23 protein-coding genes and 1 other RNA gene are annotated in these 22,185 nt (G+C 36.0%); 17 read left to right on the top strand and 7 right to left on the bottom strand.

The features are described from left to right. Positions 1-35 precede the first annotated feature (35 nt). The 4 genes from ACMAWV_RS00325 to ACMAWV_RS00310 are packed head-to-tail and all read right to left on the bottom strand — an operon-like array spanning position 36 to position 3,370. Positions 36-2,114: an ATP-dependent DNA helicase RecG gene (locus ACMAWV_RS00325; RefSeq protein ID WP_412470423.1), complete on the bottom strand. Its 2,079-nt coding sequence runs from the start codon at positions 2,112-2,114 to the stop codon at positions 36-38. Continuing rightward, a complete protein-coding gene (gene greA, locus ACMAWV_RS00320; protein WP_392993748.1) occupies positions 2,101-2,571 on the bottom strand; it encodes a transcription elongation factor GreA in 471 nt (156 codons plus the stop codon). Before greA ends, ACMAWV_RS00325 begins: the two co-directional genes overlap by 14 nt. An 11-nt stretch (positions 2,572-2,582) precedes the next feature. After that, positions 2,583-2,879, bottom strand: a complete 297-nt coding sequence (locus ACMAWV_RS00315; RefSeq protein WP_412463565.1) for a hypothetical protein — start codon at positions 2,877-2,879, stop codon at positions 2,583-2,585. Then, positions 2,879-3,370 carry a hypothetical protein gene (locus ACMAWV_RS00310; protein ID WP_103218435.1) on the bottom strand — a complete coding sequence of 164 codons (492 nt, stop codon included), beginning with the start codon at positions 3,368-3,370 and terminating at the stop codon, positions 2,879-2,881. Before ACMAWV_RS00310 ends, ACMAWV_RS00315 begins: the two co-directional genes overlap by 1 nt. Before the next feature lie 90 nt (positions 3,371-3,460). On the opposite strand from ACMAWV_RS00310, the gene ACMAWV_RS00305 reads away from it, so the two are divergent. Then, positions 3,461-5,176 carry an ABC1 kinase family protein gene (locus ACMAWV_RS00305; RefSeq protein WP_103218434.1) on the top strand — a complete coding sequence of 572 codons (1,716 nt, stop codon included), beginning with the start codon at positions 3,461-3,463 and terminating at the stop codon, positions 5,174-5,176. On the opposite strand, the gene ACMAWV_RS00300 is transcribed toward ACMAWV_RS00305, so the two are convergent. Beyond that, complete coding sequence (locus tag ACMAWV_RS00300; RefSeq protein ID WP_412470422.1) at positions 5,173-6,174, bottom strand: GNAT family N-acetyltransferase; 1,002 nt, start codon at positions 6,172-6,174, stop codon at positions 5,173-5,175. The two genes, ACMAWV_RS00305 and ACMAWV_RS00300, sit on opposite strands and share 4 nt — an antisense overlap. Before the next feature lie 242 nt (positions 6,175-6,416). Here ACMAWV_RS00300 and ACMAWV_RS00295 point away from each other — a divergent pair, with 242 nt between their 5' ends. From ACMAWV_RS00295 to ACMAWV_RS00285, 3 genes are all read left to right on the top strand, one after another. Further along, positions 6,417-7,265, top strand: coding sequence for a flagellin (locus ACMAWV_RS00295; protein ID WP_021267425.1), 849 nt, complete (start codon positions 6,417-6,419; stop codon positions 7,263-7,265). 257 nt (positions 7,266-7,522) lie between these two features. Then, positions 7,523-8,356: a flagellin gene (locus tag ACMAWV_RS00290; protein WP_103218432.1), complete on the top strand. Its 834-nt coding sequence runs from the start codon at positions 7,523-7,525 to the stop codon at positions 8,354-8,356. 92 nt (positions 8,357-8,448) lie between these two features. Further along, entirely contained in the window at positions 8,449-9,429 is a 981-nt protein-coding gene (locus tag ACMAWV_RS00285; protein ID WP_103218431.1) for an SDR family oxidoreductase, read from the top strand. 6 nt (positions 9,430-9,435) lie between these two features. Here the strand turns inward: ACMAWV_RS00285 and ACMAWV_RS00280 are convergent, their stop codons facing one another. Together ACMAWV_RS00280 and ssrS are read right to left on the bottom strand one after the other, a co-directional pair. Beyond that, positions 9,436-9,966 carry a hypothetical protein gene (locus tag ACMAWV_RS00280; protein ID WP_103218430.1) on the bottom strand — a complete coding sequence of 177 codons (531 nt, stop codon included), beginning with the start codon at positions 9,964-9,966 and terminating at the stop codon, positions 9,436-9,438. A 70-nt stretch (positions 9,967-10,036) separates the two neighbouring features. After that, a non-coding RNA gene (gene ssrS, locus ACMAWV_RS00275) (6S RNA) lies at positions 10,037-10,209 on the bottom strand. Positions 10,210-10,443: 234 nt separating this feature from the next. Here ssrS and ACMAWV_RS00270 point away from each other — a divergent pair. The 13 genes from ACMAWV_RS00270 to ACMAWV_RS00210 all read left to right on the top strand — a co-directional run bounded on the left by ACMAWV_RS00270 (position 10,444) and on the right by ACMAWV_RS00210 (position 22,125). Then, positions 10,444-10,632: a Flp family type IVb pilin gene (locus tag ACMAWV_RS00270; protein ID WP_021267549.1), complete on the top strand. Its 189-nt coding sequence runs from the start codon at positions 10,444-10,446 to the stop codon at positions 10,630-10,632. A 326-nt stretch (positions 10,633-10,958) separates the two neighbouring features. Next, entirely contained in the window at positions 10,959-11,465 is a 507-nt protein-coding gene (locus ACMAWV_RS00265; RefSeq protein ID WP_103218429.1) for a prepilin peptidase, read from the top strand. Beyond that, positions 11,435-11,749, top strand: a complete 315-nt coding sequence (locus tag ACMAWV_RS00260) for a hypothetical protein (protein WP_103218428.1) — start codon at positions 11,435-11,437, stop codon at positions 11,747-11,749. The genes ACMAWV_RS00265 and ACMAWV_RS00260 overlap by 31 nt, the downstream gene beginning before the upstream one ends. Further along, the gene (locus ACMAWV_RS00255) at positions 11,736-12,263 is read left to right on the top strand and encodes a hypothetical protein (RefSeq protein WP_103218427.1); all 528 of its coding nucleotides are present in this window, start codon (positions 11,736-11,738) and stop codon (positions 12,261-12,263) included. Before ACMAWV_RS00260 ends, ACMAWV_RS00255 begins: the two co-directional genes overlap by 14 nt. Position 12,264: 1 nt before the next feature. Continuing rightward, positions 12,265-12,774, top strand: a complete 510-nt coding sequence (locus ACMAWV_RS00250; RefSeq protein WP_146037871.1) for a hypothetical protein — start codon at positions 12,265-12,267, stop codon at positions 12,772-12,774. An 83-nt stretch (positions 12,775-12,857) separates the two neighbouring features. Next, on the top strand, positions 12,858-13,673 hold the full coding sequence (gene cpaB / locus ACMAWV_RS00245; protein WP_103218425.1) for a Flp pilus assembly protein CpaB: 816 nt from the start codon (positions 12,858-12,860) through the stop codon (positions 13,671-13,673). Then, entirely contained in the window at positions 13,673-15,196 is a 1,524-nt protein-coding gene (locus ACMAWV_RS00240; RefSeq protein WP_103218424.1) for a pilus assembly protein N-terminal domain-containing protein, read from the top strand. The genes cpaB and ACMAWV_RS00240 overlap by 1 nt, the downstream gene beginning before the upstream one ends. Then, the gene (locus ACMAWV_RS00235) at positions 15,196-17,451 is read left to right on the top strand and encodes an ATPase, T2SS/T4P/T4SS family (protein WP_103218423.1); all 2,256 of its coding nucleotides are present in this window, start codon (positions 15,196-15,198) and stop codon (positions 17,449-17,451) included. The genes ACMAWV_RS00240 and ACMAWV_RS00235 overlap by 1 nt, the downstream gene beginning before the upstream one ends. 15 nt (positions 17,452-17,466) lie before the next feature. Beyond that, entirely contained in the window at positions 17,467-18,357 is an 891-nt protein-coding gene (locus tag ACMAWV_RS00230; protein ID WP_103218422.1) for a type II secretion system F family protein, read from the top strand. A gap of 88 nt (positions 18,358-18,445) precedes the next feature. Further along, positions 18,446-20,077: an RHS repeat domain-containing protein gene (locus tag ACMAWV_RS00225; protein WP_103218421.1), complete on the top strand. Its 1,632-nt coding sequence runs from the start codon at positions 18,446-18,448 to the stop codon at positions 20,075-20,077. 12 nt (positions 20,078-20,089) lie between these two features. Further along, on the top strand, positions 20,090-20,287 hold the full coding sequence (locus ACMAWV_RS00220) for a hypothetical protein (RefSeq protein ID WP_103218420.1): 198 nt from the start codon (positions 20,090-20,092) through the stop codon (positions 20,285-20,287). Positions 20,288-20,475: 188 nt separating this feature from the next. Then, positions 20,476-20,661 (top strand): hypothetical protein, encoded by a 186-nt coding sequence (locus ACMAWV_RS00215; RefSeq protein ID WP_103218419.1) that lies wholly within the window; start codon positions 20,476-20,478, stop codon positions 20,659-20,661. A gap of 99 nt (positions 20,662-20,760) precedes the next feature. Next, the gene (locus tag ACMAWV_RS00210) at positions 20,761-22,125 is read left to right on the top strand and encodes an aldehyde dehydrogenase family protein (protein WP_412470421.1); all 1,365 of its coding nucleotides are present in this window, start codon (positions 20,761-20,763) and stop codon (positions 22,123-22,125) included. The last annotated feature ends 60 nt before the right edge of the window (positions 22,126-22,185 follow it).

The following is a 22,185-nucleotide window of genomic DNA, read 5'->3' as shown; positions in this document are numbered from 1 at the left end:
CTTTATTTTATACTCGATCTGAGTTTTTTGCTAAGTTAAATCGTAGTGAAAACTTTTTCATCATGGTTCATAAAGTTTATGATGGAATCAAAGTCATTAGGGTATTTTTTGATATCTTCAATCGCTTCATAGAGGATATCTTGGTTGAGTACAATATTGGCCAATCTTTTTTGCGTCACAACTCCGGATTGCTCTTGACCAAATAAGTCTCCCTCTCCACGTATTTTTAAATCTTCTTCCGCAATCTTAAAGCCATCAGTATATTTTTCGATTACTTGTAGTCGTTGCATACTGTCAGGAGTTATTTCTCTATCAGTAACAAGAAAGCAGAAGCCTGGTTTATTTCCTCTTCCAACACGTCCTCTCATTTGATGGAGGCTACTTAGTCCAAATCTTTCAGGGCTTAGAATCGCCATTATAGTGGAGTTGATAATATTGATACCTACTTCAATAACAGAGGTCGCAATTAGAATATCAGTTTTATGTTCTTTGAAGTCTGTTATAGCTGCTTGTTTTTCATCTGGAGACATTCTTCCGTGTAAGTAAGCAATTCTAAATTCAGGAAAGTATTGTTTATATAGCTCGTATGTATGTTCAAGGTTTCTGATATCATCATTTTCTGATTCTTCAATGGCCGGAACAACGATATAAGCTTGCTCTTTCATTTCAAGTCTTGTTTTTACAAAACTCAAATAGTTATTTAAGTTGGCATTTGTAACAATCCTTGTTTTCTGCCCCTTTCTACCTCCTGGCATTGTTTTAATTATCGAGATATCGAGATCGCCATACTTTGTTAAACTTAGAGAGCGTGGAATAGGTGTAGCGGACATAATTAAGCAATGAGGATTTTCACCTTTTTTCATTAGCTTGATTCTCTGTTCAACACCAAATTTATGTTGTTCATCAATAATCGCTAATTCAAGATTTTTAAAATTCACGCTATCTTGAAATAAAGAATGTGTGCCAATGACAATATCGCAATCTCCACTCTCTAGTGATTCGTTAATCTTTTTCTTTTCACTGGCTTTCGTGCTTCCAACTAAAAGTTCCACTTTAAATTCATTTCCAAGAATTTCTTCAATTTCACGAAAGTGTTGTAGTGCTAGTGTTTCTGTTGGGCACATGAGTGCTACTTGTCCACCAGTCTTAAGAATTAAGTATGCTGAGGCGACGGCAATTGTTGTTTTTCCGCAACCAACATCTCCTTGAATTAATCGCATCGCTGGCGTTGTTCCTGAAAAGTCAGATACAATATCATCTAAAGCCTTATCTTGATCAATAGTTAACTGATAGGGGTAGAGCGATTTTGCTTTTTGAATCTGATCTAAACTAATCTTTAGGCTTTTCCTCGATAATTCCGTTCTCTTATTTTTTCGTAATTTGATCTTTAGTTGATCATAGATAAATTCTTCATAAATAATTCGACGTTTTGCTTGATCAAACTTGTCTTGACTCCATTCATTAGATGGAACTCTTCCGTGTAGGTATTTAAAGGCCATACTGCGAGAGAGAAGGCCTTTGTCTTCTAGAATATTACTTGGGATTATTTCTGGAATTTTGTCCCAAAATCCATTTGGTAATTTATCGAAAACCTTTTGAATATGATGAGACTTAACACTTTCAATTGTAGGGTAGGTAATACGTAAACCACTTTCGGAATCTGATTTACCAATTTCAAAAAGCTCTGGATTCACAATTTGTAACGAATCATTAAATACAGAAACGACACCTAAGAATTCAAGATGCTTTAGTTGCTCTAGTTTTTTTTGAATCGATTGATAGGCATTAAACCATTTAAGAGTAATATAGTTATCACTAAGATCATCTTTAACTGTAACAGCAATATTTAAAAGAACCGCTCGTCCTTTTCCTCTTGATTTAAAATTAGGCTTGGCCTGCATGGAAACAATCGTTCCACGTCCTCTAAAAAAGTCACCAATATTTGCATATTGAAAATTTGCAATCTCAGGTAACTTAACGATTCGCCTTGGCATCAGCCAAAGCAAATCATTGATTGTATATATATTTTTTTTATTAAGCGCTTCTAAAGTTTTGGTAGGCTTTGAGTAGAGATCAGAAATTTGAGTAGATAGGATATCCTTATTTGAACTCAATGTTCTCCACCTCATATTCAATATCACCTTTTGGTGCACGAACAACAACTTCGTCGCCTTCTTCTTTACCAATTAGTGCTTTACCTAGTGGGCTATTGTAAGAGATTAAGCCTTTTTTCATATCTGATTCAGACTCACCAACAATTTTAATCGTTTGTGATTCGTCTGTTTCGATATTTAAAATAGTGACAGTTGCACCAAAAACAATTTTGTCAGATTTAATCGTACTTGGATCAATTACTTCACAATGTGCAAGGATACCTTGAAGTTGAGAGATTCGACCTTCTACAACACCTTGTTTTTCTTTTGCAGCATGGTACTCAGCATTCTCTTTCAAGTCGCCAAGTTCTCTTGCTTCTGCAATCGTTACCTTAAGCTCTTCTCTTTCTACTTTGATCAAGTGGTCAAGCTCAGTTTGAATAATATCGTAACCTTGTTTTGTTATTGGATTTGCCATTAATAATTCCTTTATTTAAATAATGCGTTTGCAGCGGCAAGAAGATCATTCTTGCTATCGTCACCATCTCCAGCTCCCTTAAGGACGAAGTAGTCACAAAAATTAGCTTTTTCTTTTTCTACAATGCGATCAGCACTTGATTCACGGCATTCATTATATGCTGTAATGTCGTAGAACTTGCACATTTTACAACAATGAACACTAGCGTAGCAATATGGACACTCCTCTTTTAATGAGATTTTTTGTCCAGGTTCAAGATCTAGTGCCTTATGACACGCATGGCAAGTGATTTCATTATTGTCCAACATTAGAAGCTCCAGCTTTTCTCTATATAAACTTCGGGCGTATTAATTTGGTCATCAGACTTCAAGTAAATTTTTGGCTCTTGTCTCTTATTGTACTCATCAATACTCTTATAGAGTAACTCTTCATTACTTGTTTGAATTGTTTTCGTTAATAAGTAATTAAGAATTAAAACGACGGTACCAGAAGCAATAAGACTTCTCCTGGTATTTGAACTTGGGTTTGTTAGAAAAGCCGATAGGATAAGGCCTGATCCAACAGTACCCATTATTGCAGGACGCCAAATATCTTCTTGTAGCGATTGATAATCATTTAGATAACTTAGGGCCACTTTATCTTTTTCAAGATGGTAGCGAAGACCTTCACCTTTTAAAGATGAGCTTGGGTCAATAAGAATTTCTTGTTGATTAATTACTGCAATGCGCGAGCAAGTCTCATCATTTGCATGAGTCACTAGAGAAAATAAAAGCGATGTAATTATAATAAATTCTTTCACTCTTTATTTTTACCATTTTTCTGGCAATAGGGCTATGCACCTTTTGATTCTATCGTGATAAAATAATAGATATTTTCTAAAGGATATTATGTGGGCCTAATAACGACTAGTTTTAAAATAACAAAAACAATTAGAAATATTTCTCGTTTAAGGGAAATCGCTACTGTTTTTGCTAAAAATGGCCTAGATGAGTTTGTTTCTCAAAACGTAATTAATATAATTCCTAATTTTGTTTTTCCTAGAAAGAGTGAAGAATCTCAAAAAGTATCTGTCCATGATAATTCATGGGGAGACGTGATGGGTTATCGCTTAAGACTTTGCTTTGAAGAACTTGGTCCTGCATTTGTAAAATTTGGACAACTTTTAAGTACGAGAGAAGATATTTTTGATGAAGACTTCATTAAGCATATGAAAAAGCTAAGAGATGAAGTTAAACCAATCCCTTTTTCTGGAATAAAGAAAAATGTTGAGTCATCACTTGGAAAAAAAATTGAAGATGTTTTTAGAAGTGTTGAAGATCAACCGATTGGAACGGCTTCTATTGGCTTAGTTTACCGAGCAGAGCTTTTAACAGGTGAGAAAGTTGTTTTAAAAGTTAAGAGGCCAGGTATTGATCGCATTATTGAAACAGACCTTTCAATACTTATCTTTTTAGCGACACAAACGGAAAAAGCAGCAGATGATTTTAAGTTCTTAGGCTTTTCTAAAGTTTTAGAGGATTTCTCATTCTCACTTCAAAGTGAATTGAATTTCAATGTAGAAGCACTTAATTGTGAAAAACTTAAGAAAATAATTGCAAAATATGATCACTCTGAAATTTTTCATTTACCTAAAATATATAAAGAGTTTACTTGCCATGATTTATTAGTCATGGAGCTTATTGAGGGAATTCCATTTAGTGATAGTGAAAAAATCAGTGAGCATATAGAAGAGCTTGATTCAAAGTTAGATGAGTGTGTGAAAATTTTTATGCGATGTTTTCTAAATGAAGGTTTTTTCCATGCAGATCTTCATGGTGGGAATTTCTTCTATCTTCCAAATGGAAAGATTGCTCTGATTGATTTTGGACTAGTTGGAAATCTTTCTAAAAATGCTCGTCAAAATTTTATTGCTATTATTTATGCAATTCTAACTCAAAACTTCGAAAACTTAGTTTATGAGTTCTTGGATGTTGCCATCTATGAAACAGTACCGGATGTCGATAAATTAATTATTGATATTAAGAATGCAATTGGTCCGCAAATTGGACTAACAGTTCAACAAACAAATTTCTCTTTAATTATTAGTTCGATCATCACAACCCTAAGAGAACATCATATTTTCTTACCTAGTGAATGGTTTGTTGTCTTTAGAGCTCTAATAACACTCGATGGAGTAGGTCAATCATTAGATCTTGATTTTGATATCTTTAGCCTTTTAGAAGGAGATATCAATGATATTATTAGAGATAGTTTCTCTACTGATAGCTTTATTGAAGATGGAATGTGGATTGCTAAGGATGTCTTAAGTGCGTCTCGAATTGTTCCAAGACATCTTAAATGGTTTCTCAAAGAATTTGCGAAGAATAACTATGCAGTAAAAATTAGACACAAAGGAATTTGGAAACCAATTGCATCTCTTGCCAGTAGCGTGAGATTACTTTCATTTTATGTTCTTGGCGGTGTTTTCTTTTTTGCTGGGAAGTCATTTGTTTCTGAACAAGATCTTTATAAGGGTGCATTACTCGATTACCCAACTCTTACTATAATTTTGTGGGTGCTTTCAATATCAGCAATTGGCTATGGGACTTTAAAGCACAGAAATTAAATACTATCTGCTCCAGTAATATAAATTTGAGGAATCAACTCTTTTAGCTCGATGGCTTGTTCTGGTCCAAAAAGTAGTGGTAAAAGTTCCTCTTTTTTAAATAAAAAAGATTCTTCGTTGATAGTAAGTGTTACCTTATCTAAATCTGGCTTAAAGTCTGAAATAGACACGGCATTTTTAGTGATGGCCTTTAAAAAATTAGAAAATTCACAAGTATTAATAATTTTACCCCAGGCTAGATGAATAAAAAAAGACTCTTCATCAAGTGGAGTAGGGTTTAATAGTTGAAGTCCTTTAAATTTCTCAAGTTCTTGCCTATTATTTGAAAAAGAACACTCGTGAATAATTCCTTTTAAGTCTTGTCCTTTTTCAAAGAATAGATAATCACCATTATCGTTTGTAAAAGTCTTCATTGAAGATATTTGTTTAATATCGTTCCATTCTTTTAGAGATCTCTGAATTGAGATGGTGTCTTTATAAGATTTATTATATTTTTTTTCTAAATTTTCTTTATCAATTTCTTGAATATTAATTGGCCAGTAACCCCTCTGTCGTATTTTCTCTTCTGTTACTGGAGTATCTCCAATTACAGCAGTTAATCCAAACTGAGTGTAGCCAAGCTTCTTATAGACACTCATATTATCACTCCAAAGAATGACGAGAGAGTAGTTATCTTTATAGATGCTCTTTATGTGATTATAGAGTTCTTTAAAATGTCCTTGTCCTTGGAACTCTTCCTTAGTAACAATTCCACCCAGTAATAATGTTTTTAACTCATGCCCTTTATAATGTAGTGTTACTGGTCTAACACCAATATGCGCGACGATATTTTCATTATCATCAAGAAGCAGATGACAATTGTGATGATTGCTCTCCTTCATTAGTTGATAAAAGTCAGTATTAAAGCTGTTTTCATCTTTATAATGAAAAGCCTTTTCAATTTCTTTATTGAGAGCATTTTTTAAATGAGAATATTGTTCTAGAGTTGTAAATATCATGTCGATTTATTTTACATTTAATTGCAAATAAAATCTTGAATAAAATTATCCAGAATTCAAAAGCCCCATAAACACTGAGGTTAATTCTTAACTAGGCAAAAAGTTTCGTATAAGAAATATACAATTTTTTTCTAAAGAGTTAAGAAATTGGAGCGATAAGGTGGTGTAACAATTGTACAGCTGTATGGATTCAGCTGACTGACAGGAAGGAATCTTGTCGGTACCCAGTCAAGGAGGATCGAATGGGACTACGAATTAACACGAACGTTGCATCTCTAAACGCACAGAGAAACCTACGTGGAACACGTCTTGGTATGCAACAATCTCTAGAAAAATTATCATCAGGTCAGAGAATTAACAGAGCGGGTGACGATGCCGCAGGTCTAGCAATCTCTGAAAACCTAAAGGCTCAAATTAGAGGTCTTGGACAAGCTGAAAGAAACGCAGAAGACGGTATTTCACTAGTTCAAATCGCTGAAGGTGCTTTAGGGGAAGTTTCAAATATCCTAATTAGACTTAGAGAACTATCAGTACAAGCAGCTTCGGATACTATTGGAGCAACTGAAAGAAAGTTCCTAAACGTAGAATTCGAACAATTAACTTCTGAAGTTGATCGTATCGCTAACTCAACAGAATTCAACAGAGTACCACTACTAAACGGTACAGGTGCAGTATTTGATATCCAAATCGGTACGCGTAATGACCCTATATCAGATCGTTTAACGTTTGATGCATCATCAGCTGACGTAAACGTAGCAGCTCTTGGTCTTAACTTAGCATCAGTTGCTGATAAGATTTCTGCACAGAACTCTCTATCATCAATTGATCAGGCGATTATCTCTGTATCTGGTATTAGAGCGGACTTTGGTGCCCTTCAAAACAGACTTCAGTCAACGGTAAATAATATTGCAACGTCGATTGAAAACTTAAGTGCGGCAAACTCTCGTGTAAGAGACACTGACGTAGCAGCAGAAACTGCAAACTTAACAAAACAAAACATTTTAATGACTGCCGGTACTTCGGTTCTTGCTCAGGCGAACACTAGTACAAACAGTGCACTAAGCTTAATCCAGGCTGCTGCTCAAGGGTAATAATCCCTGACAGCGCCGGATGGCACTAGCATTGTTTAGAAAATTTTAGAGTAAAGAACACGGAGTCAATAATATGCATACTACTGGATAAGTTATGTACGGCAATTAGAGACTGCAACCTTTGATTGCTTGGCAAATATATATAGAGGAATGATTGGTTTATCCGTAGAAGCATTATTTAATTATTAACGAATTTATTGAGCTGGATGCTCAATTATCAAACAGGAGGTTTATATGATGATTAAAGGAGACTAATCATGGGAATCAGAATTAATACAAACGTGGCATCAATCGCAGCACAAAGAGCAATGTCACTTACAAATAAAAGAGTTGGGGACAACTTAAGAAAACTATCTTCAGGTGAACGTATTACAAAGGCTGGAGATGACGCCGCTGGACTGGCAATTAGTGAAAACTTAAAAGCTCAGATCAGAGGTATGAGGCAAGCAAAGAGAAACGCAAACGATGCAATCTCACTTGTCCAGGTAGCAGAAGGTGGATTAAATGAAGTTTCAAATATCATCATTCGTCTTAGAGAGCTTGCAGTACAGACTGCCTCTGACACGATTGGGGATACTGAAAGAGCATTTTCAGACATCGAGTTCCAACAGCTTAAAGAAGAGATTGATAGAATCGCAAAATCTTCTAACTTTAACGGAACACAGCTACTCGATGGAACAGGTGGCAAGCTCGAGTTTCAAGTTGGGATTCACAATGATCCAATGCTTGATCGACTTACTTACGATGCAGCAGGATCAGATGCTACAATCACAGCACTTGGACTTGCCTCAGATAGTGTGTCCACTAAAGAAGGCTCTCAAGCAGTTCTTCAAAAACTTGACGATGCGTTGGTCGCAGTCAACGGTTATCGTGCCAGTATGGGTGCGTTACAGAATCGACTTACATCAACAGTCAATAACTTGGGGATCAGTGATGAGAACTTGAGTGCGGCAAAATCGCGAATTAGAGATGTTGATGTGGCAAAAGAAACTGCCGACATGACTAAAAACAATATCTTAATTCAGGCGGGAGCCTCTGTTCTTGGACAGGCAAACCAAGTGCCAAATGTGGCGTTAAAACTAATCGGATAAACTAATCATATAGGCGACTATGGTCCTGAATAGGACATAGTTGCCTCCTCTTTTTTTTCTCAAAAAACAAATCTTACCTATATAATAGAATCATGACTGAACAAAGAACCAAGACAATTCTAATCTTTGGTATTTCTTCATTTGTGGGCTCATCACTTGCAAGCTTTTTAAAGAAAGACTACAAAATCATTGGTACTTATCATAAGAACCCTGTTTCTATTGATGGCATAACAACTGTTCCATGTGATGTTCACAGTAAGCAAGAAGTTCAGTTAATCATGTATACATTTAAACCAGACATTACAATATATGCGGTAGGTTTATCTTCAATTGTGGATTGTGCACTAAGTGAGAGAAGGGCGGATGCTTTAAATACAAGTGGACTCTTTACTGTGGCAGATGTTTGTCAGCGATATAAATCACAAATTATTTATTTATCTTCAAGTTTCGTTTTCTCAGGTGAATCATCTGAAAATTTTGAGTTAGATATTCCTGATCCAACTACTACTTATGGCAAGACTCAGGCGGCTGCGGAATTTTATATTCAAAAATCCTCTCTAAATTACTTAGTTTTTAGAGTTTGTCGATTATATGGAAGAGGCGGTGTACACGTTCGTCGTAATCTCTTTGAGAAAATTCAAGCAAAGCTTCATGCGCGAGAAGAGATTGAACTTGATGACTATATTAAAACGGGCTTTCTCGATATTGACTACCTTGGAATGGTTATCAAAATTTGCATCGAAAGAGGTCTTAAGAATCGTTTGTTACAAATTAGTTCAAATGATTTTATGTCGACTTATTCTTTTGGAAAACTGTATTGTCAAAAATTTCAAGAACCACAAAAGTTGATTGCATCGGCCAAATGGCCATATCCAATTATGAGTTCAGCAAAGGTTGGAGATAATAGTTCAGGTGTTCTAAATTTTAATATGAATATCACTAATGCTGAGGGCTATCTGCATTTGCGTCTACCAACTGTAGAAGAGTCTTTAGAATATTCAGCTCAAAAGTTACGGGTAGGCCTTGATGCTAAGGAAGCACATGAGTCTAAGGATACAATTAACTATATCTAAATCTTCTTAGCGCGCAGAAAGCTTGATAAATTCGCTTAAGTAGTGTCTTACAAGTGCATCACAATCAACAACTTCATTTTCAAAACGCCATGTGATTTGATTAAATGGCCCGATGTGTGCGCGGATCTCGTGAAGATGTCCACCGCCATGAACTTGAGATTCATTAGTTCTAGCACTAAAGATGTCTTTCCCATTCGCTAAGAAGCCAATTGAAATAAGATCATCTGATTTTCTTGCAAAAATAAGACGAAGTGAATTGCGATAGATCATAAAGTCATTGATTGTATTAGCAATCTTAAAAATTTTGATCGTATTATTATCACCGCGGTATTCATTGAATTTATGGACATAAATCTCAAAAAGATCTCTGAGCTTATTCATGAAGTTAATTGAAGATTCTTCAAGTTGGAATGCTGGATTTAAGTGGTCGTTAAAACTTACAACACCACTCTCGTCCATATTGATCTCTTCGAGAGCAAGATTTTCGATCCATTTTGTTGATACTTCCGTGTTTCTTTCAAATTTTGTAATATCCATAACTTAAATTCTACTAGATATTGATGATTTGAAAAGAATTTTTTGGATTGCGCAATGGAAAGGGCAGTGTGAATGAGCTAGATGAGCGATGAAAGTTTCCGCCCGTCGTACGACAGGGGGATGTAGTGATAATCACTTTAGGCTTCCCACTGATTCATGGGCCTGCTCACCGTGACCAGTGACCACTTCCTTTCTAAGCTTTGTAGGGCGAAACAACTTTATTTGGTGCCCATCTAGCTCACTCATAAATTATACCCGAAAAACGTAAACGGCAACAATAATAGGCATAATTAAAAGCACTTGACGGTAGTATTTACAGATACTTATGAACAAATACACCTTTTTTTTGAACCAAATGCGCGAAGTGTTAAAATATTATTAAGAAAAGTTAAAGCTTTACTCAGTTATTGCCGAAACTTTCAAGTAGTTATTTAAGTTTCAACCCCGCTGAATGGGGGCGATTGAAAGGAGTATGAAATGAAAACCTTGCTAGCGTTTCTAAAAGACGAAGAAGGTCAAACATCAACAGAGTATATCCTACTTGTTGCTGTTGCAGCGATGCTTGTTATGAAGTTTAAGGAAAAGGCATCAGAGGGTATTACAACTCTTACTGATGGTGTTTTCGGGAACACGGATAACCTACTTCGCGAACTACAAGGAAACTAATTCTTCCGCTCTTTAGTTTGATGCGACTATCAAGCACTCTACTCTAGAGAGCGGAGGAAAAACTTTCTCACCAAAACCTTTTGCATACTTAATGTAGAATATTAAGTATGTCACGTCAGTCTCAAAGCGGTCAGGCTTTAATAGAGTATATTTTTATCTTAGCATTCTTTGCTGGTATTTCCATTGCAATGGCAAGGGGAATAGGGGCTTATACTACAGGCTTTTTTAAAAGTTTTGCATTCCATTTATCGCAGGAGCTTGCAACAGGCTCGTGTCCTAATGGCTGTTGGCATTCACCATATGTAAACCAAGATAGGTAGGTTAGAGTGCCCGTTAGTGTCTATGTTTTTATCTTTATTCAATTACTCTATGTTTCTTATATCGATATTCAATCTCGAAAGATTGCAAACGTATGGTCAATTGGAAACATCTTTTTATTTTTAGTTCTCGTATTGTTCTTCCCGAATAACTACATTATTGGAATTGAAACACTTCTTTATCCTCTAGGGATATTTCTCGCAGGTTTTTTACTTTTTATTTTAAAAATTATGGGCGGTGGTGATTCGAAATATTTAGCTAGTTTATTTCTTTTAATTCCAGTCGCTCATCAAGATCAAGCTTTGATCTCCCTTTCTGTTGTAACAGTGATTGTCGGGCTTTCAGTTTTTATTACGAATATTCTTAAAAATCTTGAGTTTATTATTCAGGCTTTTAAAGAAGGTAATATCGTTCAGATTAAAAAGATTTTTGGGAAGAAATTTGCGTTTGCCCCTGTTATACTTATTTCATGGATATTTCTAGGATGGAAAATAAAAAAGCATATATTCTTTTAAATGAAAGGGGACAATCGACAGTAGAGTATATTTTACTTTTTGTTGTTGTGACATCTTTTGCAATGCTAGTCTTCAAAAGTGAAGGTTTCCAAGGCATGATTGGAGAGGGCATGTTTGGTACATTGGCCCGCTCTATGGAATACTCAGCTCGCTATGGTGATAAAGGTAGTGTCGATTCATATGGAAAAACTTATGGAAATCCAGTTCATCCCCTCTATTATAATAATGATGAAGGAAGGTCTCACTTCTTCTCTCCTGTAGGAATTTATGATGAGCAATTATAAGAAGATAAGAAATCAAAATGGGCAATCGACAATTGAGTTCCTATCAACTTTTACTTTTGTGATCGCTTTCTTTTTTGTTTTTGCAAAGATTGCAATTAATTATACAAATACTTATCTTCTTCAATATGCAAATTTTATGGCATCACGAGCGTATCTCGTTGCAGATAATAAAATTCAAAATGACTCTCTTGCACGTCAAAATGCAACGGAAGTTTTCAACTCATATAATGTTGTTAATTGCGGCACTGATTGTCAGATAAAATTTAATTCAAAAACAACAAACCAGTGGTTCTTAAGTGGAACGTATCTAGATTATAAAACAAAATTCTCTGTCATGAAGGTATTAACAGGTGATATTGACTTAGACTTTCGAATTGAATCGTTTCTAGGAAAAGAGCCTACGATAAGAGAGTGTCTTGCTCAAGTTTGTCGAGCTTTTTCTGAGGTTGCCACTGATCTAGGAAATGGGAATTGTTCAAGTACGAACTCAACGATCTATGATAACGGATGTTAACTTGAGTGCAGATCAGAAAAGAACAATATTTAACAATGAAGAAGGACAGGCCTTATTTGAGGCGATGATTTTTATTCCAATTCTTCTTTATATGGTTGTGATGCTCATTACAGTAGGCAACTCAATCAATGCATCGATTAATCAGAATAAAGCAACTCGAACATATACATTTTATATTCTTAAAGGAAACTCTGATGGAATTGGTGGAAATGATATCAGAAGCTTAAGTGGGACGTTCACTGAGGTTGGAGGCTTTATGATTGGTTGGAATAAAACACTACAATCTAATAGTACACCGATTTCATCAAGCTTTAAAATTCCAACTCTTCCTTGGGCCGCAGCTGAAGATGAAAATTGCGAAGAAGCAGGTGATCCAGAGGATACAAATTGTATTAAGGTGTTCACTTTGTTTGGAGTCTGTGGTGAGACCTTCACTAAACCAGGTGATGTTTTATTTAGGGCCAATGATGCCACTATCCTTTCACCGGTCACTTCTTGTAGCTATAAGTAGCCAAAAATGCCTCATTGTAACTAAATGCTTGTTTTTTGTTAAAATATTAAGTGATTACTTAACGAAGTAAAACAGGATGTTTTATGAATACTAGAGCTTTTACGCTGGCCCTTATTATTGCAGGTGTTGCCATGTTTATGGTCCACACTTATATCGAAGATCAACAATCTGCTTTGATTAAAAAGTATGGAACAATGAGTTCTGTTCTTGTTGCTAAAGAAGATATTCGCGAGTTCGATCTACTGGATGAAACGAAGGTTTCAATTATTACAGTTCCACAGAAATTTTTAGCTCCTGGAAGTTTTAAAACAGTAAAAGAAATTGAAAATACAATTGCGACAGTTCCAATTCTAAAAGGCGAGCAAATTACAAAACCACGTGTAACATATCCTGGAGAGAGTACAGGTCTTTCAAGAGAAGTTACAGTGGGGATGCGTGCAATTGCTTTCCAAGTTGATGAAAGAAGTTCAGTAGGAAAGCTTATTCGTCCTGGTGATCGTGTCGATGTTCTAGCACCGATTGATTACACAGGTGGAGCGAGAAAAGATCAAGAAAAAATCGTTACAATCCTTCAAGATGTTCGTGTTCTTTCAACAGGGATGAGTGTTTCAAATAATATTCCTCTAATTGGTGTTAAAACAGAGGAAGTTGTAAGAAAAATGAAACTTAACACTTACTCTAATTATACAACAGTAACGTTAGAGCTTAGTCCATTTCAAGCTCAGAAGATTGCGCATCTTTATGTATTCCAACCAAATAAACCAATTCTGACTTTAAGAAATATTAATGATGGTGAGAAGGCAATGATCGAAGGAACTCGACTCTACGATATTCTTTCGGATACTGATAAGAATGAGGCAAGGGCCTTCTTTAACGAAAAATATAAGAAAAAGAATTAATGAGAATATTAACGTACTTAACTCTATTTATATTTGCATTAACGGCCAGCGCTCAGCAGGCCTCTTCTGGTATTGGGGTATCTGAAGAAAAAGTAGAGGTAGTTCTTGGTATTGATAAAGTTTTACCAATTGATTTCACAATAACATCTCGAAGTGTACAAATTGCAAATCAAAGAATTCTTAAAGTACAACCAGTTAATACTGCGGCGGGAACAAGTGAGCTTGTTTTAAAAGGTGAAGCACCTGGTATTACTTCTGTTACTGTTCGAGATCGCTTAGGTGCTATTAAAAAGCGTTATCTTGTAACTGTTACTGCAACAGAGAAGTCAAAGCTTATTGCAGAAATTAAAGAACAATTGGGACCAATTGAAGGTTTAGAAATAAACTTGAAGGGTGGTAAGGTCTTTGTTGAAGGAAAGATTATTGTTCCTGGAGATATTGGGCGAATTGTAAAAGTTTTAGAAGATTACCCAGATGTTAAGAACCTTGTTGAAGTTTCACCACAGACTTATTTAATTATTTCTCGAGAAATGCAAGAAGGTCTAAGAAGAAATAACTTAAAAGATGTAACAGTTAGATTCTTTAATAATTCATATTTATTAGAAGGAATTGTAAACTCAGAAGAAGAAAGTAACCTTGCTGTTAAAATCGCGGCGACATACTTACCTGATAGAATTCAAAGTTTAGCTAGAAGAACAGATTCTGTTCAGCAACTTGATAAGGGTGAGATTATTAGAAACTTTCTGGCCATCAATAGAAAGCCTCAGCCACCTCAAGCCGCAAAACTTATTAAAATAACTGCTCAATTTGTTGAGCTTTCAAAAGATTATAATCGTGTCTTTGGATTTAAATGGAATCCAAGCGTTGGAACAACAGGTGGACAGATCGTTTTTGGACGTACTGAAAATGGTGGAACAGTAACGACTTCATCTGCTGGTAGTTTTGGTGGAACAATCTCACAACTATTTCCTAAACTGAGTTCTGCTAAAGCAGCTGGTTATGCTCGAATTGTTCAATCTGGGATGGTGATCACTAAAGATGGTGAAAAGGCAAAGTTATCTAAGGGTTCTGAGAGGAACGTTGCGGTTGGTACTGGGGAGTTCCAACAAGCAAAAGTTATCGAAGCGGGATTTAACTTAGATGTAACACCTAAGATTCTACAAGAAGAAAAAATTAATCTTGATATTATTCTTGGTGTTTCTTCTTCTCAAGGAACAGATAAACAAACTAATAATCTCGATACGAAAATTATTGTTAAGTCTCGTGAATCAGCGGTTGTTGGTGGTATTTCAATTAATAAAACTGCTACCGAATATGACAAAGACCCACCTGATGGTGTTTCAACAACTGGTAGTGATGGAAGTGAAGAAGGACAAGTTTTTTCTTTGTTCTCATTTGTACGCTCAAAAGATGTTTCAAAATCTAAAGAGCAATTTGTTGTTTTTATCACTCCTGAGATTATTGAGAGTGCCTCAACTGGTACTGAAGATATTAAAAGAAAATTTAGAAAGAGGGGGCCATAGTGGCCGAAGGTCATATTATTACAGTCATTGGTGGTAAAGGCGGCGTAGGGAAATCCCAAGTTGCTACAAACCTAGCTTTTGCTTTCAGTGGTGAAAAGCGATCTAAGACATTACTTCTTGATTTCGATCAAAGAGCTAGTGGTGACTTGAATTTGTTAACTGGAATTAAAACAAATAAGAACTTAAAAGATCTTTTTAATTTTAATGGAAATATTGATCCACGAACTTTTCAGCCATTCGTAAATATGCACCCAAGTGGTGTTCATTATATTGGTTTACCAAATGATCCTGTAGCAACTGAAGGGATGAGTGTTGATGGAGCTGGTAAGGTACTTAAAGCCGTAAAAAGCATGTATCCACTCACTGTTATTGACGTTGGAACGGAAATCACTGATCTCACTGCAAAGGCTTTAGAGCATTCAACGATGATTTTAGTTGTGATAACTCCAGACCTTCTTGCTCTAAATCAGACTAAGCGCCTTGTTTCAGAATTAATAACAATGATGTTTCCTAAAGAAATGATTCATTTTGTTTTTAATCAGGCGCAAAAAGGTCATCCTGTAACTGCTGATGTGGCCGGGAAATCTGTTGGTCGCCCTGTTTTAGCTCAAATTCAAAAAGATGAACAAACTTGTGCAATGGCCATTAATCAGAAGAAACCAGTTATGCTGGCGGCTAAAAATAGTGCTTTTGCTAAAGGTGTCACAGAGTTAGTTCGTACAATCAATGGAAAGGGAATTCTTAGTCAATTGGCTAAGCTTAATAAACCTAATGATGTTGGTACAAAACAAGAGCGTCCAACTGGAGCTGCTGCAAATGGATGGCGAGATCTAAAACTTAGAATTCATAAAGGTCTTGTTGAAGAAATGGATCTATCTAAAGATGATGATAACGATCCGAAAGCGAAAATTATTCTTAAAGAAAAGACTAAGAAAGTCGTTATTGATTTACTTGGTAAAGAAGATACAAAAGGCATTTTAAACAATCGCGATGATATGAATAGCATTGTTAAAGAAATTCTAGATGAAGCCTTAGGACTAGGCCCTCTAGAGGACTTGCTTGCTGATTCGTCAATCTCTGAAATTATGGTTGTTGGACCTAATAAGATTTACTATGAAGAAGATGGAAAGGTTAAGCTTTCAAAAGTAACTTTTTCAAACGATAGACAGGTTCTTAACGTTATTGAAAGAATTGTTGCTCCAATTGGTCGTCGTATTGATGAAAAGACTCCATACGTTGATGCCCGCTTGCATGATGGTTCTAGGGTTCATGCAATTATTCCTCCTTCTGCAATTGACGGATGCTGTATTACAATTCGTAAATTCCCTGAAGAGAGACTTACTTATAAACACCTTGTTCAATTCGGTTCTTTCACTCAGAATATGGCGGACTTCTTACGTATCGCTGTTGAAGGACATAAGAATATAATTGTTTCTGGTGGTACTGGTTCCGGGAAAACAACACTGGTAAATATTTTGGGAAGTTTTATTCAGGCAAATGAACGTATTATTACTTGTGAAGACTCTGCTGAACTTAGTTTTCCTCAAGAGCACGTTGTTCGTTTAGAAACACGCCCTCCTTCACTTGAAGGCGATGGAGAAATTGATATTCGTTGTCTAGTAAAGCAATGTCTAAGAATGCGTCCTGAGCGTATTGTTGTTGGTGAGTGTCGTGGTGGTGAAACACTGGATATGCTCCAAGCTATGGGGACAGGGCACGATGGTTCTCTAACGACAGTTCACTCAAACAATCCAAGAGAGTGTATTGGACGTATTGAAACCCTTGTACAGTATGCAGGAGCTGGTCTTACTCCAAAAGCAATTCGTGAAATGATTGCCAACGCAGTTCATTTGATCATTCAAGCTTCACGTCTGGATGATGGTTCTCGTAAGATTACACATATTACTGAAATTGGTGGTATTCAGGGAGAGGTTGTTACTCTTCAAGATATTTTCCTCTTTCAACAAAAAGATATCGATAAGAATGGGAAAATTATTGGCTCCCATCAGGCGACTGGTTTTATTCCAAAGTTTATCGAAACCCTTGAAAGACAAGGTTACAATATTCCTCGTGGTTTATTTTCGAATGCTCCTGGTGCTAGTGGTGGGGCCACACCTGCTAACGCTGATAAGAAAGCACCACCACCTCCAAATAAGAGACCTCCACAGCAGGGACAACAAAGGCCACGACCGGGTCAGCCTCAAGCTAGACCAAGACCAGGCAATGGTGCACCACCTGTGAAGAAGAAGGCTTAGGATATAGAGGTATAAATGAGTTTTTTTATTGAACAAATAGGACGAAGTGGATTAATTGGACTTATTGGTTTAATCTTCTTTCTATTTTGTTATCGCTATTCAGTTGGTATTTTTGATTTAATTGAAAAACAAACATTTGGTACTCGAACATATATTTTAGAAAAGTTTGAATTACTTTTTATCGACGTCAAGCCAGATCATGTTACGTATGCACTCCTAGCATTGTCATTTGGACTTGGAACTCTAACTCTTATTACTTTTGGTTTATTTGGAAGTTGGGGTGGTGGAGCGTTTCTTGGCCTAATCGTTGGTTTTGTAGGATTTAAGGCGCCTAAACCTGTTGTTGATTACCTCGTTAATCGTCGTATTTTAGCTTATCAAAACCAGATGGTAGATGGTCTAACTCTGCTTTCAAATGGTCTTAGAGCAGGTCTATCAGTACCTCAAGCTCTTGGTATGGTTGTTGATGAGATGCCTCCTCCTATCTCTGAAGAGTTTAATATTATCCTGCAGCAGAACAGAGTTGGGGTAACTTTAGAGGAGTGCTTCGAAAACTTGGCAGAAAGAATTCCTACTCAAGACAATGATATGTTCGTTTCAAGTGTTAATATTTTACGCGAAACCGGTGGTAATCTTGCTGAAGTTTTTGACACTATTGTCACTGTTATTCGTGAACGCATTAGATTGAAGCAAAAAATCGATACCGCCACGGCCCAGGGAAAGTTTCAGGGCTTCACAATTGCGGCCATGCCCTTTGTAATTCTAGCTATTTTCTCTGCAAATGATCCAACTCTGCTACCAAAGATGTTTTCTTCGGCCATTGGGATTGTCTTATTTGTAGTCGCCTGTGTTTTAGACGGTGTTGGAACCTTCTTCATTCTTAAAATAGTGAAAATTAAAGAATAAAGTTATTATATGTTTAAGTTTTAGTTAAAGGCCTCCGATATGCCTATGGAGAGAATGAAGATTCTTTAACTAAATAAGGATACAAGTCATGAGGATCAGTTTAAAACTATTAGTACTATGTTTGTTTTCACTGGCATCGATTGCTGGTGTAAATCTGAAAAACGGAAATTTCTACATTACGTACACGGATATTATCGTACCTGGTGGTGGGAATGACCTAGTTGTTGAAAGAACGTACAACTCTAAATCTCCTGGAAAGGGGTGGTTTGGTTATGGTTGGGGTTCTGATTATGAAACTTTCTTAGTTGTTTCAGCAGATGGTTCTGTAACAGTTCACGAGAATGGTTCAGGTGCTAAGACTCGTTTCACTCCAAGACAGGCTGTAGATCCTAAAGCAGCGGCAGAGAAAATCGTTGATGTGATGAGAAAGAAAACTTCTCTTTCGACGACAGTTGCAAAGACTCTTGTTACGAAGCTTACAAATGATGCTGAACTTAGACAAGCATATGCTAAGAAGTTCAATGTATCTTCAAACCTTGCAGTGGGAACTGAACTATACTCAAATGTTCGCGGGCTGCAAAAAGTCGTAAAGACAGCCAAAGGTTATATTAGAAAGTATAATGATGGAAAAGAGAACCACTTTGATAAAGAAGGTAAGCTTATTCAAGTAAAAGATAAGAACGGATATGTTGTTAATCTTGATTACACGAAAGAAGGTTCACTAAAGTCAATCAAGGACTCAATGGCCAAGCAAATCTTTTTTAAGTGGTATCCAAATGGTCTTGTGAAATCAGTAGAATCTGGTGCTGGTAAAAAGACGACTTATACTTATGACACAAATTATAACTTAGTAGATGCAAAAGATATTTCAGGGAATCATTTCAAGTATGATTACGATGCTAATCATAATATGACTCTTATTACTTATAAAGATGGATCAACTCAAAAGATTGCTTATGAAAAGAAAACTCAATTTGTAAAAGAACTTACAAAGAGAAGTGGTGAAGTAATTAAGTACTCATATGAGAGTAATCCTAAAAACCCTGATTTCCACTACTGGACTTTAGTAGCAAAGAAATCACCAACTAAGAAAGAAGTTGTAAATCGTTATGAGTACGAGATCAAGAAGAAACCAGACGGATCTCACTATACTTACAGAATCCTTACTGTAATTAATGGGCTTAAAACAGAGACGATTTATACAGAGTGTTGTTCTCTTCCAAAGCAGATTAAGAGAGGAAATCACGTAACTAATTTTGAATATAATAAAGATGGACTACTTGTTAAAAAGGCTTCTTCAAGAGGTGACTTTGTAGAGCTTGAGTATCACAAGCAATTTAAGAAGATTACTAAAGTAGTTAACCCACGTGGTTGGACAGAGTTTGACTATGATAAGAAGGGTAACCTTAAGAAAGCTAATAACTCTAAAGGTATGTCTGTTGTTTTACTTTACGATTCTAAAGGTCGTATTTCAAAAATGATGGACTTAAATAAAAAGACTAAGCAGAAAAGAGCTCTTGAGTTTCAATACAATGCTCAAGGTAAGCCAGTTGAGATTACTATGAATAAAGTAGGAAAGATCAACGTTAAATACGATAACTACGGTGAGATTCTAAAAGTAGAATCGAAAGCAGGACATAAGATGGCCTTACAAGTTACTCAGGCCTTCCAATCACTCTTAGCAATTGTTAAGCCTGCTGGTGTAAACCTAAATATGTAATTGGAGGGATATATGAAGAAACTACTAACGCTTTTATTGGTTCTTGGATCATTTAGTATTTTTGCTGCAGAAAGTGCGGCTACTGGTGAAAAAGATGGTGAGTGTCCAAAAGTTAACTTAGATAACAGAGATACATCACCTACAACTGCTATACCATCTTCATCTGAAGTGCCGGCAACACCAGGTGGAACTACATCTGATCAACAATAAGATTATTTTAAATTTATTATCTTATACTAAAGGGCCCGTTATGAAACGGGCCTTTTTTGTTAAAAATCTAAACACTGTACAAAATATTACACCCTCTATTGCTCTAACTACTTAAAAAGACATCCGAAAAGTTGGCATTTTCCTTGCTTTATAAATAGCAAAGAAACAAAACCATAATGGGGGAAATTATGAAAAAGTTAGCATTAGTATTTTTATTTCTATTAAGTGTAACAAACGTATTTGCATTAGATGAGTCAGGAACTAGCTGTGATGATATGTATGCAAGCTCTGATAGTGTAGCAAGTGTAGAAGCGGAAGCTCCAGCAGCAGCACCAACATCATCAAGTTCATCAACTCAATCGATTGGACAATAAAATTTAACTCAAACAATTATATTCAACTCCTTAAAAAGCCTGGCCACGTAGTCAGGCTTTTTTTTGCCTGAACTCCTCAAATACAGCTATAATACATTTATGGACAATAATATAACGACTGCATATTGTGCTCAGAAAGGGCGTGAAAATTTAAACTACTATGACCGTATCAGTGCCCTTGAAGCTTTAGAAGCTGAAATAAAGGCCCGTGAGAGGGATATTTTAGCTGCACTAAAAGCTGACTTAAGCAAGAGTGCATTTGAGTCTTATCTTTCTGAAATTGATTTTTGTTTACATGAAATTAAGCTCATAAAGAAAAAGTTGAAAAAGTGGATGAAGCCTAAGAAGGTTTTCTCTCCGCTTCCTTTCATGCCTGCTCGAAGTGCTATACATAGTGAACCGTATGGACAAGTTTTAGTCATTGCTCCTTGGAATTACCCATTTCAATTGGCCATGGTTCCTCTAATTGGAGCAATTGCGGCAGGCAATAAAGTTATTGTTAAACCTTCAGAGTTAGCGCCGGCCACTTCTAAAATAATTAATACAATTATAACTAACGCTTTAGATAGTGAGGTAGCTGCAGTTATTGAAGGTGGTGTCGCGGAGACCACAGAGCTATTGAGTTTAAAATTTGATTATATCTTCTATACTGGAAATGGTCATGTCGGTCGAATTGTGATGGCGGCAGCGGCCAAGTTTCTAACACCCTTAACTCTCGAATTAGGTGGTAAATCACCAGCGATAGTTGGAACGAAGAATATCGATTTAGCTGCTAAGAGAATTGTATGGGGGAAATTTTTTAATGCCGGTCAAACTTGCGTTGCTCCAGATTATATTCTTATAAAAAAATCAGATGAAGAAGCTTTTCTCAAAGCGACCCAAAAATATTTAAGAAAATTCTATAGTGATGAAATTAAACAAAGTGGTGACTATGGTAGAATTATTAATGAGAGGCATTTTGATAGACTCTCATCTCTGATCAATCAAGACGACATTGTTATTGGTGGAGATGTTGATAAGGGACAATTATATATTTCTCCAACTTATGTAAGGGCCAACAAAGATAGTGCAATTATGAAGGATGAAATATTTGGCCCTATTATGCCTATTATCAACTCTGAAAGTTTAGATGAGTCAATTGAGTTTGTTAAAAGCTATGATAAGCCGCTTGCTTGTTATGCTTTTCTTGATTCTAATAGCGATAAGAAAAAGGTTATTGAAAGCATTAGCAGTGGTGGAATGGTCATTAATGATACGATTGTACACTTATCAAATGAAAAGCTGCCATTTGGTGGCGTAGGTGAGTCAGGAATGGGGGCATATCACGGTGAGTTCTCATTTAAGCTTTTCTCTCATGAAAAAGCCGTTATGAAGAGAAGCTTTTGTTTAGAAAATGATCTACGTTACCCTCCTTATGAAAAGAAGGTTTCATTTGTCCGTAAAATTATGAATCTACTGTCTTAATAATTTACGGTCATTGAAAGCTTTTCAATACTCAAAAACTTATATTAATTATTAGTATAA

This window comes from Halobacteriovorax sp. RT-1-1 (assembly GCF_047085455.1).
GTDB lineage: Bacteria > Bdellovibrionota > Bacteriovoracia > Bacteriovoracales > Bacteriovoracaceae > Halobacteriovorax_A.
The sequence above is the reverse complement of the archived record's forward strand: the minus strand, read 5'-3'. Positions and strand labels throughout refer to the sequence as shown.

Coding starts and splice junctions, on each gene's coding strand:
- ACMAWV_RS00285 (WP_103218431.1), top strand. CDS start 8,449: ATGACTGAACAAAGAACCAAGACAATTCTAATCTTTGGTATTTCTTCA.
- ACMAWV_RS00215 (WP_103218419.1), top strand. CDS start 20,476: ATGAAAAAGTTAGCATTAGTATTTTTATTTCTATTAAGTGTAACAAAC.
- ACMAWV_RS00255 (WP_103218427.1), top strand. CDS start 11,736: ATGAGCAATTATAAGAAGATAAGAAATCAAAATGGGCAATCGACAATT.
- ACMAWV_RS00240 (WP_103218424.1), top strand. CDS start 13,673: ATGAGAATATTAACGTACTTAACTCTATTTATATTTGCATTAACGGCC.
- ACMAWV_RS00315 (WP_412463565.1), bottom strand. CDS start 2,879: ATGTTGGACAATAATGAAATCACTTGCCATGCGTGTCATAAGGCACTA.
- greA (WP_392993748.1), bottom strand. CDS start 2,571: ATGGCAAATCCAATAACAAAACAAGGTTACGATATTATTCAAACTGAG.
- ACMAWV_RS00210 (WP_412470421.1), top strand. CDS start 20,761: ATGGACAATAATATAACGACTGCATATTGTGCTCAGAAAGGGCGTGAA.
- cpaB (WP_103218425.1), top strand. CDS start 12,858: ATGAATACTAGAGCTTTTACGCTGGCCCTTATTATTGCAGGTGTTGCC.
- ACMAWV_RS00260 (WP_103218428.1), top strand. CDS start 11,435: ATGGAAAATAAAAAAGCATATATTCTTTTAAATGAAAGGGGACAATCG.
- ACMAWV_RS00225 (WP_103218421.1), top strand. CDS start 18,446: ATGAGGATCAGTTTAAAACTATTAGTACTATGTTTGTTTTCACTGGCA.
- ACMAWV_RS00230 (WP_103218422.1), top strand. CDS start 17,467: ATGAGTTTTTTTATTGAACAAATAGGACGAAGTGGATTAATTGGACTT.
- ACMAWV_RS00280 (WP_103218430.1), bottom strand. CDS start 9,966: ATGGATATTACAAAATTTGAAAGAAACACGGAAGTATCAACAAAATGG.
- ACMAWV_RS00290 (WP_103218432.1), top strand. CDS start 7,523: ATGGGAATCAGAATTAATACAAACGTGGCATCAATCGCAGCACAAAGA.
- ACMAWV_RS00295 (WP_021267425.1), top strand. CDS start 6,417: ATGGGACTACGAATTAACACGAACGTTGCATCTCTAAACGCACAGAGA.
- ACMAWV_RS00300 (WP_412470422.1), bottom strand. CDS start 6,174: ATGATATTTACAACTCTAGAACAATATTCTCATTTAAAAAATGCTCTC.
- ACMAWV_RS00270 (WP_021267549.1), top strand. CDS start 10,444: ATGAAAACCTTGCTAGCGTTTCTAAAAGACGAAGAAGGTCAAACATCA.
- ACMAWV_RS00220 (WP_103218420.1), top strand. CDS start 20,090: ATGAAGAAACTACTAACGCTTTTATTGGTTCTTGGATCATTTAGTATT.